The organism is Mycobacterium sp. OTB74 (genome assembly GCF_029892685.1).
Lineage (GTDB): Bacteria > Actinomycetota > Actinomycetes > Mycobacteriales > Mycobacteriaceae > Mycobacterium.
On record NZ_JARXVD010000005.1, the window covers coordinates 1 to 16,105 of the forward strand.

Sequence of the window (16,105 nt, forward strand, 5' to 3'; positions counted from 1 at the left end):
ACCTCCGAGTGTGTGAAGACGTCAGACATCTCCACTAAGCCCGGAGGTCCTCCCTTCTCACAGCCGAATCGTCAACAACGTCCCTGCCGAGTACACCTAGCTCTTGGGCACCGAAAGGTCGTAGACGGTGACGTCGCCGACCTTGGTCGCCCGGAAGTTGGCCTGCACCCACTCGACGATGTCGTTGTGGTCATGCCTACCGAACTGCGGACCCCGGCCGTGCAGGCCCGGCTTGAGGAAGTATCCGATCCGGTGCGCGGCGACGTAGTCCTGGAACTCCTTGAGGGTCGGTGCCGGGTCACCGCCGCCAAAACCGCCGATCGCCATCACCGAGGTGCCGGTGTGTAGTTCCAAAGTAGCTGCGTACGAAGACCGTTCGATCGCTGCCGACCATTCATTAGGGGTCGCTCTCAGCATGTCATCCAGGTCGGCGTTGTCGACCCCGGTGGCCCAACTGTTGTAGTTACTGCTGGGGCCAACGGTGGGACCACCGCCAACATGCGAGACATTGATGGTCGCCACCGAGTAGGCGGCCGACCCCAATACCGCAGCGCCGAGTGCAACCCCGAACGCCGCGGTGGCCGCGCGCACCCGCGCTGCCTCACCACCCAGCCGCACCAGTACCACAGCGCCGACACCAGCACCGACCAGAATGATCCAGCGGAGCGCCGGCAGCCAATCCGGGTGGCTGTTCAGCAGGTAAAAGCTCCACACTGCAGTGCCGAAGAGCATGACCGCCAGCACAATTCGGGCCCACAGCTTGCCTCGCAGCACCCACATCTGCTGCACTCCGATTGCGAACATCGCGGCCACCGCCGGGGCAATCGACATGCTGTAGTACGCATGGATGAAGCCCTTCATGTAACTGAGCACCAGACCGTCACTGAGCAGCCAGACGCCGAACATCAGTACCGCAGCGCGCACCAGATCGGTACGTGGTTTCCCATGTCGCGCAATCAGAACCACGATGATCGACACCAGTGCAGCAGGCAGTAACCAACCGACCTCATAACCGAACTCGCCGCTGACCAAGCGCATGGGGCCGTCGGCGTGAGAACCCAACGGGCCATGCGGGCCGATACGGAGTTGGGTGCCGGCCAAGGTGCCGATCTCGCCCGTGGGCTGGGCAAAGTTCTTCTTGTTGTCACCCGTCAACCGGCCAAAACCGTTGTAGCCCAAAACAAGATTCATGAAATTGTTGTCGGTGGACCCGGCTAGATAGGGCCTCGACGAGGCCGGCCACAGCAGCGTCACGACCACGAACCACCCCGACGCCGCCAAAGTACCCAGCATCGCCCAGCCCAGGTGGACCAGGCGTTGCCGCCAACTCACCTGTGCGGCAACCAGATACGCCAGTGCAATCGACGGCGCCACCATGATGCCCTCGAGCATCTTGGCCAGGAACGCAAAGCCCATCGCGACGCCGGCCAGCGCCATCCAGCGGGCTCCACTGCGGCGAGCCGCATCAGCGGTAGTACCTTGCAGCGCCCGCACCCCGCAGTACGCACCGGCCGTCATCAGCAGCACCATCGCCGCGTCCGGGTTGTTGAACCGGAACATCAGCACGCACACCGGAGTCAGCGCCAGGGCCGCCCCGGCCAGCAGTCCGGTCCACGGCCCAGCGACCCGCTTGACGGTCGCATACAGCAGCGCGACCGAGCCGACGGCCATGAGTGCTTCCGGCACCAACATGCTGGCGCTGCTGAACCCGAAAATCTGGCCGGACAAACCCATCACCCACTGCGACAGTGGCGGCTTGTCAACGGTGATGAAGTTGGCGGGGTCCAGCGAGCCGAACAGCAGCGCCTCCCAGTTCCGCGACCCGGCCCAGGCAGCGGCAGCGTAGAAGTCGTTGCCCATGGCATTGACCGTGATGTTCCATAGGTAGAGCACCGCCGTGCCGATCAGCAGGACCGCCAGCGCCAGGCGCTGGCCTCGGGCGACAGGCTCCGGAACGGATTCGTCAGCGAGCTCGTCGGATGCTTCGAGTTGGATACTCACCGCCCCAGTTATCCACCACTACCCTGTTACTACCTGTGAACTGTCTGCAAACAGCGGGGGTGGTATCGCAGAACATCAGCATCCTGGCAGGTCACATCGACGTCGTCGGACTCGTGGCAGGCGACCGCAGAACAAATTGGGAGCAACGCCACAGCTGGCATGCCTAGTCGGACAGCAGCCTGTCGATCGAACCGAGTGGCAACTCCAACCATGTGGGTCGGTATCGGGCTTCGTAACCCGCCTCGTACACCGCCTTGTCCAGCTCGTACGCGGCCAACAGATCCGCGGAATCCCGCGGATCGCTGCCACACGCTTCGGTGTAGCCGTCACAGAAAGCCGACCGGTTGCGATCGGCCCACTCGCGGGCACGCGTGGCCAGTTGCTTGTTCAGCCTGGCGCTACCGGCGCCCTCGATCAGCCGTTGATGCGCCGCGTAGTCATATGAGCGCAGCATGCCGGCGACGTCCCGCAGCGGAGAGTCGGACGCGCGTCGCAGCTCCAACGGCTGACCAGGCTCGCCTTCGAAGTCGATCAGCAACCAGGTCTCGGGAGTGCGCAGGACCTGGCCCAGGTGCAGGTCGCCGTGTATCCGCTGGACCGTGATCGACTGGTCGGCCAAGTCGCGGTAGCGCTGTTCGATCTGCCCGGCGAAGGGTCCGACCTCCGGCACCGCCTCGGCGACCGCCGCCAGCCGATCGAGCATGACCTCGGTCTGGAACCGCGCTGTGCCCGTACCAAGTTCGGCGGCCAGTGTCGTGTGCACCTGCGCCACGGCGCTGCCCAGCCGGAACGACTCGGCGGCAAAGTCCCCACCCACTTCGTCAGCGTGCAGGTCTCCTTCGGCGAACAAGTCCCGAGTACTGGCGTTAGCCATGTGCCATCCCTCGGCAGCATTGGCGGCAAAGGTGGTTACCATGCCTAAAGACGTTGCAGCCGAGTCCGATTCACGCAGATGAAACTCGCCGAGCAACGCGGCCACATGCGGACTGCCGGCGCGGGCCAAGACCCCGGTCAGCTCGATGTCGGGGTTGATTCCGGGTATCAGGCGGCGGAACATCTTGAGTATCGCGGTGTCGCCGAAGACCACGCTGGTGTTGCTCTGTTCGGAACTGATCACCCTGGCCGGCTCCCCCACCGGCAGCAGGCTGTCAGGTTCGGCGGCGAAGGTCACATCGCCGACAACAGCCGACGAACGGACCAGGGACAGCAGGTATTCCGTTGCATCCGGGTCGTACATGGCGTCCACGACGGTCTCGGGACCATCGGCTCCGATCACCGCGAAATCCGCGTATTCAGGCTGGGCGCCAGCCGCCCGACGCACCAACACCTGGTACCGCTCCGCGGGACCATCGGCGTAGGCGACGTCGAGCAGCGCCAAGTCAAGATCATCCCGTAGCGCGATGACGGTACCGGCGTCGACACCGGTCAGTTCCCGGTTGCGGCCGGCGTACCAACGCTGCCGTGTCAGCCACTCTGCGAACTTCACCTCTGTCATCGCTGTCCCCCATCGGGTGCGCGCAGGGCAAACCAGTAGAAGCCGTAACCGGGCAACGTCAACTGGTAGGGCAGCACACCGATTCGGGGAAATTCCACGTGCCCAGTCAACTCGACCGGCGTGTAGTCATTCCAGCTCTGCAGGTTCAATTCGATGGGTTGCGGGAACCGGGACAGGTTGTTCACACAGAGCACCGCAGCGGAGTCGATCTCCCGAACATAGGCCAGCACCGACGGATTCGATCCGCTCAGTTCGCGGAACCCACCGACCGCGAACGCGTCGTGCCGACGCCGCACCCCCAGCATGGTGCGGGTCCAGTTCAACAACGAGTTCGTACTGTCGCGCTGCGCTTCGACATTCACCGCTTGATAGCCATACACCGGATCCTGGTTCGGCGGCAGATACAACCGTCCGGGGTTGGCAGTGGAGAAACCGGCATTGCGGTCCGGCGTCCACTGCATCGGCGTACGCACGCCGTCCCTGTCACCCAGCCAGATGATGTCGCCCATACCGATTTCGTCACCGTAGTACAGGACGGGTGAGCCGGGTAGGGACAACAACAACGCGGTGAACAGTTCGATCTGGTTGCGGTCGTTCTCCAGCAGCGGAGCCAGGCGACGCCGGATCCCGACGTTCGCTTTCATTCGTGGGTCTTTGGCGTACTCGGCGTACATGTAGTCGCGCTCTTCGTCGGTGACCATCTCCAGTGTCAGCTCGTCGTGGTTACGCAGGAAGATGCCCCACTGGGTGAGCTCGGGAATCGGCGGGGTCTGAGCCAGGATCTCCGAGATCGGAAACCGAGACTCCCGACGTACAGCCATGAAAATTCGGGGCATCAGCGGAAAGTGGAACGCCATGTGACACTCGTCGCCGCCGGTGTCCGGATCCCCGAAATAGGCGACCACGTCGGCCGGCCACTGGTTGGCTTCGGCCAGCAGCACCCGGCCGGGGAACTCGTCGTCGACGACCTTGCGGCAGCGTTTCAGGAAGGCGTGCGTCTCGGGCAAGTTCTCGCAGTTGGTGCCATCGCGCTCGAACAGGTACGGCACGGCATCCAGCCGGAAACCGTCTATACCCAAGCCCAGCCAGAACCGCAGTACGTCGAGCATCTCTTCCTGCACCGCGGGATTGTCGTAGTTGAGGTCGGGCTGGTGGGAGAAGAACCGGTGCCAGTAGAACTGCCGGCGCACGGGGTCGAACGTCCAGTTCGACTCCTCGGTATCGACGAAGATGACTCGCGCATCCGGGTACCGCTCGCTGCGGTCACTCCAGACATAGAAATCGCCGTACGGGCCGTCAGGGTTGCGGCGGGACTCCTGAAACCAGACGTGGGCGTCGGAGGTGTGGTTCATGACCAGGTCGGTGATCACCCGGATACCACGCCGGTGCGCAGCGTCCAGCAACTCCACGAAGTCCTCGACCGTGCCGAATTCCGGTAGTACCCGGTAGAAGTCGCGGATGTCGTAGCCGCCGTCCCGAAGTGGGGAGTCGTAGAACGGTGGCAGCCAGATGCAGTCGATGCCAAGCCATTTCAGGTAGTCCAGCCGTTCTGTGAGACCGCGGAGATCACCCGAGCCGTCGGCGTCCGAGTCGTAGAAGGCACGCACCAGCACCTCGTAGAACACCGCGTGTTTGAACCAGTCACGGTCGGTCGGCAGCGTTCTGGCATGGCCGAAATCCTCGGCGGACGGATGCTCGACCACTCCCGACTGCGGCTCCGACACCGCCGCGGCGTGGCTGTCCTCTGCGCGACCGTCTTGAACGTTGTCCATCAGCTTCCCAAGGTACCTACGTCGGCGGTTCTCAACATCTGCTGCAGACCTCGCCCCAACGGGTCGGGCCGAAATCGATGCCGCAGCAGAGCGGTCTGCCGAGGAGGACAGGTTTGCTGGAAAATCAGCGGTTGAATTAGCAGCCAACTACGGTTATTTTTGCCCCGACTTTCAACTCGTCGTCGGCCCCGAGCCGGCGGCGGTCCACCTTTCGACATAGGGATGGCCTGTGGCTGACTCCGCACCGAACGACGGTGAAGCACCAGTAATCGTTGGTCTTTTCGATGCGGCGATGCACATGTACATCGCCGCAATCGACACGCTGCCGGCGTCCAGCGACCCAGAGTTCCCCGAGCGCGCCGCGGTGGTCCTCACCGGTATGCGCAAACTGCAGGCCACCATGTCTCAGGCCGCGAAGCGCAGTCGGGTCAGCCCATCGGTCATCGTCGCGCTGAGCGACGTGCGCCGCCGCTACGACGATCTGATGACGATCGCCGCCGAGGGCCCTGGCGGCACGCTCGGCCAGCGGCTGTACGTCGCCCGCAACCGTGCCAAGCTGTCTCCGCAGGAGGCCGCCAACGGCATGGGCCTGCGCAAGGACCTGATCGAGTCCATCGAGGCCGAAGGGCCCGCGGACGAGTCCGAGACCGCGCAGATCAAGGAACTGATCGCCGCTCTCGGCGGTTAGTCATCGCTGCGGATCTAGGGTTTGCCCATGCCCGTACGCGATCATGGTGACCCAGGTGATGCGCCGACGATCCCGCCCCCGCTGAGCGAGGTCGTCAATCCGGTCCGGCCGTCAGCGGCCGAGGAGGCCCGCACCATCGCGGCGTCTACCAACACCGGCACCTTGGCCACGCTGACCAGCGACGGCGATCCGTGGGCGTCGCTGGTCACCTACGGCCTGCTGGACGGTGCTCCGGTGCTGTGCGTGTCGAACCTGGCCGAGCACGGCCGCAACCTGGCCGGTGATCAGCGGGCCAGTATTTCGATCGTCGCGGCCACTACCGACAAGGATCCCCTGGCCGGTGGCCGGGTCACCTTGGCCGGGCGGGTACACCGCCCATCGGGCGCGGACCGCGACGCCGCCCGGACTGCGCACATGGCCGCGGTGCCGGCTGCGAAGTACTACATCGACTACAGCGACTTCACCCTGTGGGTACTGCACGTCGACCGGGTTCGCTGGGTCGGCGGATACGGCCGGATGGATTCCACCACAGGCGCGGATTACGCTGCGGCACAGCCGGATCCGGTGACGCCGTCAGCAGCCCGGGCGATCGAGCACCTGAACGCCGACCACGCCGAGGCGCTGGCCGCCATGGCTCGGGTGCTCGGCGGCTACCCGGACACCTCGTCGGCGACGTGTACCGGGGCTGATCGCTACGGCCTGGATCTGAGGGTCGACACTGCCCGCGGCATGGCTTACACCCGGGTGGGCTACCCACAGCCACTGCAGTCCATCGATGAATTGCGTTCGGCTGCTGTGGAATTGACACGACTATCCCGGCAGGACGGCTAGCCGTCGATTCGGTTTGCGCGGGTGCAATAGCATCACGGTATGTCTGAACGCCCGAAATCCTGGGACGCTGCATTCGACCTGATCCGCACCCGGGGCTATGAGCGCCGCGAGGAACCGTTCCGGCTGGCCAGTGGACAGCTCAGCCACGACTACATCGACGGCAAGTTCGCCATCGACAACGGCAAGAGCTTGACGGTGGTCAGCCAGGCGGTGGCCGAACTCGCGGCACTGCACGGCATCGAGTTCGACGCCGTCGGCGGTCTGACCATGGGCGCTGACCCGTTGGCACACGGCGTGGCGATGGTTACCGGCAAAGCCTGGTTCTCGGTACGTAAGGAACAGAAGTCCCGTGGCCGCGAGCAGTGGATCGAGGGCACCCGCCTGGAGTCGGGCACGCGGGTGCTGCTGGTCGACGACGTGATCAGCACCGGCGGGTCCACCGAGATCGCCTACGAGCGGGTCACCTCGGTTGGCGCTGTCGTCACCGGGGTCATTCCGATGGTCGACCGCGGCGACATCGCTACCGAGCGATTCGCCAGGCGCGGCGTGCCGTTCGCGGCCCTGGTCAGCTACCGCGATCTGGGCATCGAACCCGTCCAGGACGTGTAAACCGCGGACACGCACCGAGATAGCGCAGTATTCATCCAGACCGCACCCTACGATCTGGAGGGTGGCTGAGAGTGTCGAGACGACCGACAGCGGCAATGGGCCAGATACCGACCCGTTTGCCGTAGTCGATCCGGGCCCACAATCCGGGCCGTTTGCCGGCCCAACCACCGGTTCGTTCCACATTCCCGAGCCCGAGCCCCCCGGCGACACGTTCGATGCATTCGACACCAACACCTGGCGATTCCGCCAAGTCCCGGTCCCCTGGTACCGCCGCCCCGAATCGCGCCTGCTGCTGATCGTGGTCGCGCTGGCCACCATCGCGCTGGTGGTGTCGCTGGTGGTCCTCGCAACCAGACGGGATTCCGGCTCCGACAACAACGCGCCGAGCGCCCCACCGTCTACCACCACAACCGGCACCACCTCCCCGACGCCCACCGCCACCACGCCCACCACGACAGCGCCAACCGAGTCTCCTACCGCACCGCCCGCCGCCCCGCCGCCGGCTCAGCCCCCACCACCAGTGGCCGAGCACCCTGCCGAGCACCAGGCAGGCCACCCGACCGCCGCCCCGCCACCGCCGAAGGGGCCCGAACTAAATGTCACCCGCCTGCCCATGAGCGCCAGCCCGCACCATTGAGGCCTGCTATGTCTACTGACCCGACTGCTCTGTTCGCCGCGGCACCGGTCGCGATGCTGTCGACGGTGTCGGCCGAGGGGCAACCGCACGTCGTTCCGGTGGTATTCGCTCTCAGCGGCGACGTGCTCTACACCGCGGTCGACGCCAAACGAAAGACAACCAGGCAACTGCGGCGCCTGGCCAACATCGCAGCCAACCCGCGGGTGAGCCTGCTGGTGGATCACTACAGCGACAACTGGGATGAGCTGTGGTGGGTGCGAGCGGATGGCACGGCAACCGTGCATCCCAGCGGGGATGAGATGGCGACAGGCTATTCGCTGTTGCGCGCCAAGTACTCCCAGTACGACCGGGTGGCTCTGGACGGCCCGGTGGTTCGGGTGGCAATCGGCAGATGGAACTCCTGGCGCGCCTGAACCCTTGTGCACAGCCCTATCGCGGGCGCATGGTGGACTTCGAGTCTTCGACAGGGGGCATCCATGGCGGATAAGGCAAACAACGCGCACGGAGACGCTCCCACTGCGGACAGTCCCTCCGCGATCCGGAACGTGGTGCTGGTCGGGCCGTCCGGTTCAGGTAAGACGACGCTGGTCGACGCTCTGCTGATGCACGCCGGTGTGCTGACCCGCGTCGGATCGGTGCTCGACGGTACCACCGTGTGCGACAGCGATCCGGCCGAGATCGAACAGCAACGCTCGGTCGGGTTGGCGCTGGCGTCGTTGCGGCATGCGGAAGTGAAGATCAATCTGATCGATACCCCCGGGTACGCCGACTTCGTCGGTGAACTACGGGCAGGGCTGCGCGCAGCGGACTGCGCACTGTTCGTCATCGCCGCCAACGAACACGTCGACGCCGCTACCGAAGCATTGTGGCGTGAGTGCGCCCAGGTGGGCATGCCGCGCGTGGTCGTGGTGACCAAGCTGGACCATGCCCGTGCCAACTGGAACGCCGTCGTCGACTCGGCACGAACAGCCTTCGGGGACAACGTGCTTCCGGTGTTGATCCCAACCGACGACGGACTGGTCTCATTGCTATCCGACGATGTGCCGACGGACCGTGAGGACGAGCGGGCGGCGTTGCTGGAGGGCATCATCGAAGAGTCTGAGGACGAATCGCTGATGGAGCGCTATCTCGGCGGTGAACAGATCGACCGCAGCGTGTTGATCGCCGACCTGGAGCGTGCGGTGGCGCGGGCGTCGTTCTTTCCGGTGATCCCCGTATGCAGCACTTCCGGCGACGGGGCGGGTGCCTTGCTGGACGTCATCGCGAGCGGATTCCCTTCTCCCCCAGAACATCACCCCCCGGAGGTGTTCACTCCTACTGGGGCGTCGCGACCCGCGCCCGAGTGCAAGGCGGACGCGCCACTGCTGGCCGAGGTGGTGAAGACGACGTCGGACCCGTACGTCGGCAAGGTCAGTCTGGTCCGGGTTTTCTCCGGCACCATCAGGCCCGACATGACAGTGCACGTGTCGGGCCATTTCAGTTCTTTCGTCGATTCCGGTTCTGGCTGTGCCGAACACGACGACCACGACGAGGACGAACGTATCGGCGCGCTGTCGTTCCCACTCGGACGCAAACAGCGTCCAGCACCCGAGGTGATCGCCGGAGACATTTGTGCCATCGGCAGGTTGTCCCACGCTGAGACCGGAGACACCTTGTCGGACAAGGCTTCTCCACTGGTCTGCAAGCCCTGGTCCATGCCGTCGCCGCTGCTGCCCATCGCAATCGAGCCGCGGGCCAAGACCGACGAGGACAAACTGTCGGTCGGGCTCAGCAGGTTGTCCGCTGAGGACCCGACGCTGCGGATCGAGCAGAACCCACATACGCATCAGGTCGTGCTGTGGTGCATGGGCGAGGCGCACGCCGCTGTCGTACTCGATGCGCTGTCTCGACGATTCGGGGTCGCTGTCAACACCGTGGACGTGCGGGTTCCGCTGCGAGAGACGTTCGGCAGCAACGCAAAAGGACACGGACGACACGTCAAGCAGTCCGGCGGGCACGGGCAGTTCGCAGTCTGCGACATCACCGTGGAGCCACTTCCGGAGGGCTCCGGGTTCGAGTTCGTCGACAAAGTGGTCGGTGGCGCGGTGCCCCGCCAGTTCATCCCGAGCGTTGAGAAAGGCGTCCGGGCCCAGATGGAACGCGGTATCTCCGGCCACCCGATGGTCGACATCCGAGTCACGCTGCTGGACGGCAAGGCGCACAGCGTGGACTCGTCGGACCATGCGTTCCAAATGGCGGGCAGCCTGGCGCTGCGGGAAGCCGCCGCCGCCTCGTCGGTCAGTCTGCTCGAGCCCATCGACGATGTGCATATCGTGGTGCCCGATGAATTGGTGGGCGCGGTCATGAGCGACCTGTCCGGGCGGCGTGGCCGGGTGCTCGGCACCGGCGCCGCGGGCGACTCGTGCACCTGCATCGACGCCGAGGTCCCGGAGATCGAACTGACCCGGTACCCGATCGAATTACGTTCGCTTTCGCATGGCGCGGGCTCGTTCACAAGGGCTTTTGCCCGGTACGAACCCATGCCGGAAGCCGCTGTAGCCCGTATGCGCTGAGCGCGCCCTGATACCCGACCTCGGCTGTCGGCTACGTCCCCCCTTATTGAGACCAGCGTCACATGTTGCCATATGTTTATGGGCATTCTGCGTGCGCAGGGGCTGGGGCTCTCGTCAGCGGAGGGCGCACGCATCGACATGTCAAAGGGGACATTGATGACGGTGCACGCTCGGCGCAGCACGAAGCGGGAGAAGCGCGCCCACCACTACCGCCTGGCGGCGATGGCGGTCGGCGTAGGGATTGCCGCGGCCAGCGGCCAGCATGTGGCCTGGGCCGATACCGGACACAACGACTCATCGAATGCCTCGTCGAGCCTGTCCTCGACGGGCAATGGCCCGACCGGCAAGACCGGACTCCACAAAGGCCTCACTTCACGCCCGAGCAGCGGCGCGGCAAGCACGTCGGGTAACGGTGCGTCGGCCAGCACCGGGACCCCGGCGCCCAAGCCAAAGCCCATTCGCCAGCCGGCGACCACAGGCGCGGCCGACTCGACCTCGGATCCCAACACTTTGAAGTCGAATTCACTTGCCCAACAGTTAAATTCACTCTTCGGCAAGACGCGCGACGATAGCAGCGGTTCGGCTTCGAAGAAGTCCGCGCTGGGCGCTGCAGCAGCGTCAGCGCCGTCACCGGTGCCTTCTGTGGCACCGTCATCGACGAGCATCGGCAAACGCGCGACGCTGAAAGCGGCGCTACTGGCCGCTGTCACCGCGAGCTCGACGCAGGCCACAACGGCGAGTTCTACGGAAACCACGACCACCGACCCGGCGAAGCCCAAGACTCCGAGCCCGCAACCGCTGTCGCCGATAGCCAAGCTGGCCGAGCTGCCGGGCCGAATCATCAACACAGTGCTGGAGACCTTGGACCTCACGGTCGCGGCCACCGGGCCGACGAGTCCGTTCAACTGGGCCCCCGTCAGTGAGGCCCTGTTCGCGGCCTTCCGCCGTTGGGAGACCTCCATGGGCTTGGACAAGACCCCGACGGCACAGCCGACCCCGGCGACCATCACCTACGCCGGTGACACCTCGCAGAAGACCCCGACGGTGGCGCAGTTCCTGGACGCGGCGACCGCGGAGTACGTGCTGGGCGGGCAGCCCAGCGATCTGAAACCATTCGTCGTCAATGGTTTCCAGATGCAGTCCACCAACATCCTGTCCGGGGAGTCGGCCAAGGCATGGGTAACGCCCGAGGGGCAGATCATCATCGCCTACCAGGGCACCACGGGCGGGACGAACCTGCTGGTCGACCCGCTGATCGCGATCACTCAATCCATCGCCGACGCCCAGGTGATCTTCACCAACACCACGCCGCAAGCGTTCGTGGATTCGCTGACCTTCGCCCAGCAGGTGCAGGCCGAGGCCGCCAAGCAGGGTTACAACACTGATGACATCTTCGTCACCGGCCAGTCGCTGGGCGGCTGGGAGGCGCAGTACGTAGCGCAGCAAACCGGCCTGGACGGTATCGGCTTCGAGGGGCCGGGCCTGAACACCACGGTGCCGGGCAACGGGGTGAACTCCGGGTTCGTCAACGTCGAGACCTATGGCGATGTCGCCGCGTACCTCTCGACCGACCTGCCCGGCCTGCAGCCATTCATGCCGGCCTACGTCGCCGGTGGCGGCACCAAGCCGCACTACGGCTCGATCGTGATGATCGGTGATCCCAATGCGGTCGATCCACTGATCAACGGGTCAGCGCTGTGGGGTCCGAACGTGTTCGACGACCTGACCTTCGCGGGCGACCTGCTGGGCAACTTCCTTGAGCACCACATGCCGGGCATGCAGGCCTACAGCCTGGGCGTGACCCCCGACCCCGGCGTGCTGCCGTGGCTGGGTTCACCAATGGGCCCGGTTAATGACTGGGGCGATCTCACCATTCCGGAGTTGCAGCAGGCGGCGTCAGACGCGGGCGTACTGATTGCCCCGTAGTTTCAACGAGTTCGGCGCGCTCCGTATCGATAATCGATACGGAGCGCGCCGAAATCACAACGTCAGAGCAGGCCGAGCAGCTGCAGATCGGTGATGTACTTGACGATCACCGGCGGAGTGACATGCGGAATGTCCTTGTCCGGACCGATCTTTGCGTCCTGCACCGCCTCGCGGAACACCACCACAGGCGCGATCGACCCGTTGTGCGGGTGCTCCGGCTTCTGGTAGTTGTGCAGCAGCGGCAGCAGTGACGCCTGACGCTGCCGATCCGGCAGGGCCCGCAGCGTGGTCTCGAAGCGAGCCAGCCATTGCGCGTAATCATCAACTCGTGCAATGGAATACCCGGCTTCGATGAGCCAGTCGACGTACTCGTCCATGCCGATGCCATCGGCGTGCGGGTTCATCACGTGGTAGGTGGAGAACTCGCCGGCTTCGCGGACACCGAATGTGGAGACCGCCTCGGCGATGAACTCCACCGGCAGACCGTCATAGTGCGCGGCCTGGCGCTGGCCCTGTGCGTCGAGTTCGTAGAACGACTTCGGCGCGATGCCGGTAGCCACCAACGAGAACATCATGCGAGTGAACATGTCGGGCACGTTGAGCTGGCCGGCGTAGGTGGTGTCGGCCAGGATCATGTCGCAGCGGAACACCGAAACCGGAAGACCGCAAAGGTCATTGGCTTCGCGCAGCAGGACCTCGCCGGCCCACTTGCTGTTGCCATAACCGTTGGCGTAGCTGTCATTGACCGAACGCTCCGCGCTCATCACACGCACGTCGGCGTCCTCGACAAACTTGCCCGGCTCAATCTGATCCCCGACACCGATGGTGGAGATGTATATGAACGGCTTCTGCTTGGTGGTCAACGCGATGCGGATCAGCTCGGCAGTGCCCAGCGCATTCGGGCCGAACAGCTCGCTGTACGGCAACACGTGGTTCACCAACGCCGCCGGGTCGACAATCACATCAACGGTGTCGGCCAGCCGCTGCCAAACTTCTTGCGACAGACCGAGGTTCTCATCGCCCTTGTCGCCGGCGATGACCTCCAGGTGGTCGGCTGCCAGCTTCTGGTAGTGCGCCAGCAACACCGGATCTCCGCTGTCGAAGGTGGCATCCAGCCGGGCCCGGGCCTCCTCGTCAGACTTGGCGCGCACCAGTGCGATCACCTTGCCGTCCACCAGGTCCATGCGCTCTAGCCATTCCAGGGCCAGGTAACGGCCGAGGAATCCGGTTGCGCCAGTGAGCAACACAGTGCGGACCTGGGCGGCCGGACCGGGCAGCGAGGGTGCCGCGGCCAAGGTGGCCGCGTCGATGAACTTGTCCAGCGTCAGGTCCGAAGCGCTGACCTCAGCGGCATGACGCCCGTGCACCGACGCGAACGTCGGACGCTTGGAGCCACCGCTGCGTTCGGTCTCGATGTAAGCAGCGATCGCGGCGAGGTCGTTGGCCGGACTGACGATGATGCCAACCTGGACCTCGACACCGAAGATTTCTTCCAGAAGATTGCCGAAGGTCAACGCGGACAACGAGTCTCCACCGAGATCGGTAAAGTGGGCGTCGGCTGCAACCTCTCCGGAAGCTCCCAGCAGCGCATCGGCAGCGCGAATGACGGTCGGCAGCGCGGGGCCGTCGGCACCGTTCTGCCGCAGGGCCCGCAGCTCATCGGCTTGGCCGGCAGCAAGACTCGCGTACAAGTCTTCCAGCACCGGACCGTACTGGGCCTTCAACTTCGGCCAGGCCAACTTGCGGATACCGGTCAGCAGACCGTTTTCCAGGCTGAAAGGCTCGGTCTCCACGATGAAGTCGCGCGGGATTTCGTACGACTGCAGCTCGGCAGCCTTGGCGACCTCTTGGAGCGAATCGGCGATCTGCACCTTGAGCTCGGCGGAATCCCAACGGGCCAAAGCATCTTCGGTGGGCACCACGACGGCCAGCAGGTACGGCTGGGTGCTGTTGCCGTAGACATAGATCTGCCGGACCAGCGGGCTGTTGTTGCTGTATGCCGCCTCCAGCTTGGCCAGCGTGACGAATTCACCCTGTGCCAGCTTGAGCACGTTGTTGCGGCGGTCCAGGTACTGAATCTGGTCGGGACCCAACTCGGCGACCACGTCACCCGTGCGGTAGAAGCCGTCCTCGTCGAACACGCCCGCAGTGACCTCAGGCCGCTTGTAGTAGCCCGGGAACAGGTACTCGGTCTTGACCAGCAGCTCACCGCGCGGGTATGGCTGGTCGGTCAGGTAGTAGCCAAGGTCCGGGACGTCGACCAGCTTGTAGTCCAGGGTCGGCGGCCGCTGGATGACACCGTCGAAGAACACCATGCCGGCTTCGGTCGAGCCGTAGCCCTCCAGCAGGTGGATGCCCAGGAACTTCTCGACCCAGGCCTTCAGTTCGTCGGTGATCGGGGCCGAACCGGTCATGGCCTTGATGTAGCGACCACCGATCAGGTTCTGTCGCATGTCGGCCATCACGTCGGCCTCCAGCGCGTCCCGCTCGGCCTCACCGGCACCGGCCGGTAGTTGCTTGTCGACGCGGCTCTGGAATTCCAGGTACAGCATCTCCCAGACGCGGGGCACCAGGTTCAGCTCGGTAGGCCGGACCAGGGCGAAGTCCTCCAGCAGGGTGGACAGGTCGCTCTTGGCGGCGAAGTAGACCGAGCCGCCGTTGGCCAGGCTGGAGTACAGGATGCCGCGGCCCATGACGTGGCTCATCGGCATGAAGGCCAGGTTGATCGATGCCTCGCTCGGGCCGAACCAAGCCGAGCTGGCCCGCCGCCAGAAACTGGTCATGTTGCTCTCCGGGTACATCGCCCCCTTGGGGGCACCCGTAGAACCGGAGGTGTAGATCAGCAGCGCCAGCGGATCGGCGTCCTCGAAAACCGGCGCCGGGGCTGCCGGCAGTTCCTTGCCGCGGCCCAGCACGTCCTGGAAGGTCTCCACAGCCACCGTCAACCCCGCCTCGGCCAGTGCGGCGCGGGCCGAGTCGATGGCCTCCCGCTCGTCGTCGACCTGCGGGTGGTGGTCGAACACCACGATCCGGGCCGGCGCGGGGCCACCGACGGCGAGTTCCACGGTGTCGGCGACGTAGGTCGCGCTCGTGGCGATCAGCACCGGTTCGGTCTCAGCGATGATCGGCAGCAGCGACGACGCGGACGAGCTGGTCTGCAGCGGCACCGACACGGCGCCGATCTGGCCAAGCGCGGTGTCGATGACGGTGTAGTCGATGCTGGTGAAGCCGAGGATGGCTACACAGTCACCGGCTTTCACACCGTCGGCGTGCAGCGTGCTCGCGGTCGCGCGGACCCGGTCCGACAGCTCGCGGTGGGTGATGGTGTCGAACTGCGGCAGCAGTCGGGCCACGGTGCGGCCCTTCTCAGTGACGAACTCGACACTGCGCTGTCCGAGCGCGGTCCGATCGGCGTAGCCGTCCAGCACGGTCTGCACGATCTGCGGCAGACGTAGTCCCGGCTTCTCGACCGCCTGCGCCACCGAATGGATCGGCAGGGCGGCGGCGAACTGCGGGTCATTGGCAATCAATTCGGCGATACGGCCCTGCAACCGGTCGTCAGCGGTGTCAGTCGACATAAATAAACCTCACAAA

General features: G+C 65.0%; 11 protein-coding genes. 7 read left to right on the forward strand and 4 right to left on the reverse strand.

Translation table 11 applies throughout. From position 1 onward, the window contains the following. Window positions 1–96 precede the first annotated feature (96 nt). The 3 genes from M2432_RS09325 to treS all read right to left on the reverse strand — a co-directional run bounded on the left by M2432_RS09325 (window position 97) and on the right by treS (window position 5,268). Window positions 97–2,001, reverse strand: coding sequence for a glycosyltransferase family 39 protein (locus tag M2432_RS09325; protein ID WP_280826526.1), 1,905 nt, complete (start codon window positions 1,999–2,001; stop codon window positions 97–99). A 163-nt stretch (window positions 2,002–2,164) separates the two neighbouring features. Continuing rightward, the gene (locus M2432_RS09330; RefSeq protein WP_280826527.1) at window positions 2,165–3,496 is read right to left on the reverse strand and encodes a phosphotransferase; all 1,332 of its coding nucleotides are present in this window, start codon (window positions 3,494–3,496) and stop codon (window positions 2,165–2,167) included. Next, window positions 3,493–5,268: a maltose alpha-D-glucosyltransferase gene (treS, locus tag M2432_RS09335; RefSeq protein WP_280826528.1), complete on the reverse strand. Its 1,776-nt coding sequence runs from the start codon at window positions 5,266–5,268 to the stop codon at window positions 3,493–3,495. The genes M2432_RS09330 and treS overlap by 4 nt, the downstream gene beginning before the upstream one ends. A 298-nt stretch (window positions 5,269–5,566) precedes the next feature. Here treS and M2432_RS09340 point away from each other — a divergent pair, with 298 nt between their 5' ends. The 7 genes from M2432_RS09340 (at window position 5,567) to M2432_RS09370 (ending at window position 12,511) form a co-directional block, all read left to right on the forward strand. After that, on the forward strand, window positions 5,567–5,956 hold the full coding sequence (locus M2432_RS09340) for a hypothetical protein (protein ID WP_280826708.1): 390 nt from the start codon (window positions 5,567–5,569) through the stop codon (window positions 5,954–5,956). Window positions 5,957–5,983: 27 nt separating this feature from the next. Beyond that, a complete protein-coding gene (locus M2432_RS09345) occupies window positions 5,984–6,787 on the forward strand; it encodes a DUF2470 domain-containing protein (protein ID WP_280826529.1) in 804 nt (267 codons plus the stop codon). 39 nt (window positions 6,788–6,826) lie between these two features. Next, window positions 6,827–7,396, forward strand: coding sequence for an orotate phosphoribosyltransferase (gene pyrE, locus M2432_RS09350; protein ID WP_280826530.1), 570 nt, complete (start codon window positions 6,827–6,829; stop codon window positions 7,394–7,396). A gap of 61 nt (window positions 7,397–7,457) precedes the next feature. Beyond that, complete coding sequence (locus tag M2432_RS09355) at window positions 7,458–8,033, forward strand: hypothetical protein (protein WP_280826531.1); 576 nt, start codon at window positions 7,458–7,460, stop codon at window positions 8,031–8,033. A gap of 8 nt (window positions 8,034–8,041) precedes the next feature. Next, complete coding sequence (locus tag M2432_RS09360; protein WP_280826532.1) at window positions 8,042–8,446, forward strand: TIGR03668 family PPOX class F420-dependent oxidoreductase; 405 nt, start codon at window positions 8,042–8,044, stop codon at window positions 8,444–8,446. 63 nt (window positions 8,447–8,509) lie between these two features. Continuing rightward, window positions 8,510–10,585: an elongation factor G-like protein EF-G2 gene (locus M2432_RS09365; RefSeq protein ID WP_280826533.1), complete on the forward strand. Its 2,076-nt coding sequence runs from the start codon at window positions 8,510–8,512 to the stop codon at window positions 10,583–10,585. Between the two features lie 78 nt (window positions 10,586–10,663). Next, on the forward strand, window positions 10,664–12,511 hold the full coding sequence (locus tag M2432_RS09370; protein ID WP_280826534.1) for a hypothetical protein: 1,848 nt from the start codon (window positions 10,664–10,666) through the stop codon (window positions 12,509–12,511). Window positions 12,512–12,573: 62 nt separating this feature from the next. Here the strand turns inward: M2432_RS09370 and car are convergent, their stop codons facing one another. Beyond that, window positions 12,574–16,089 (reverse strand): carboxylic acid reductase, encoded by a 3,516-nt coding sequence (car, locus tag M2432_RS09375; protein WP_280826535.1) that lies wholly within the window; start codon window positions 16,087–16,089, stop codon window positions 12,574–12,576. Window positions 16,090–16,105: the final 16 nt, after the last annotated feature.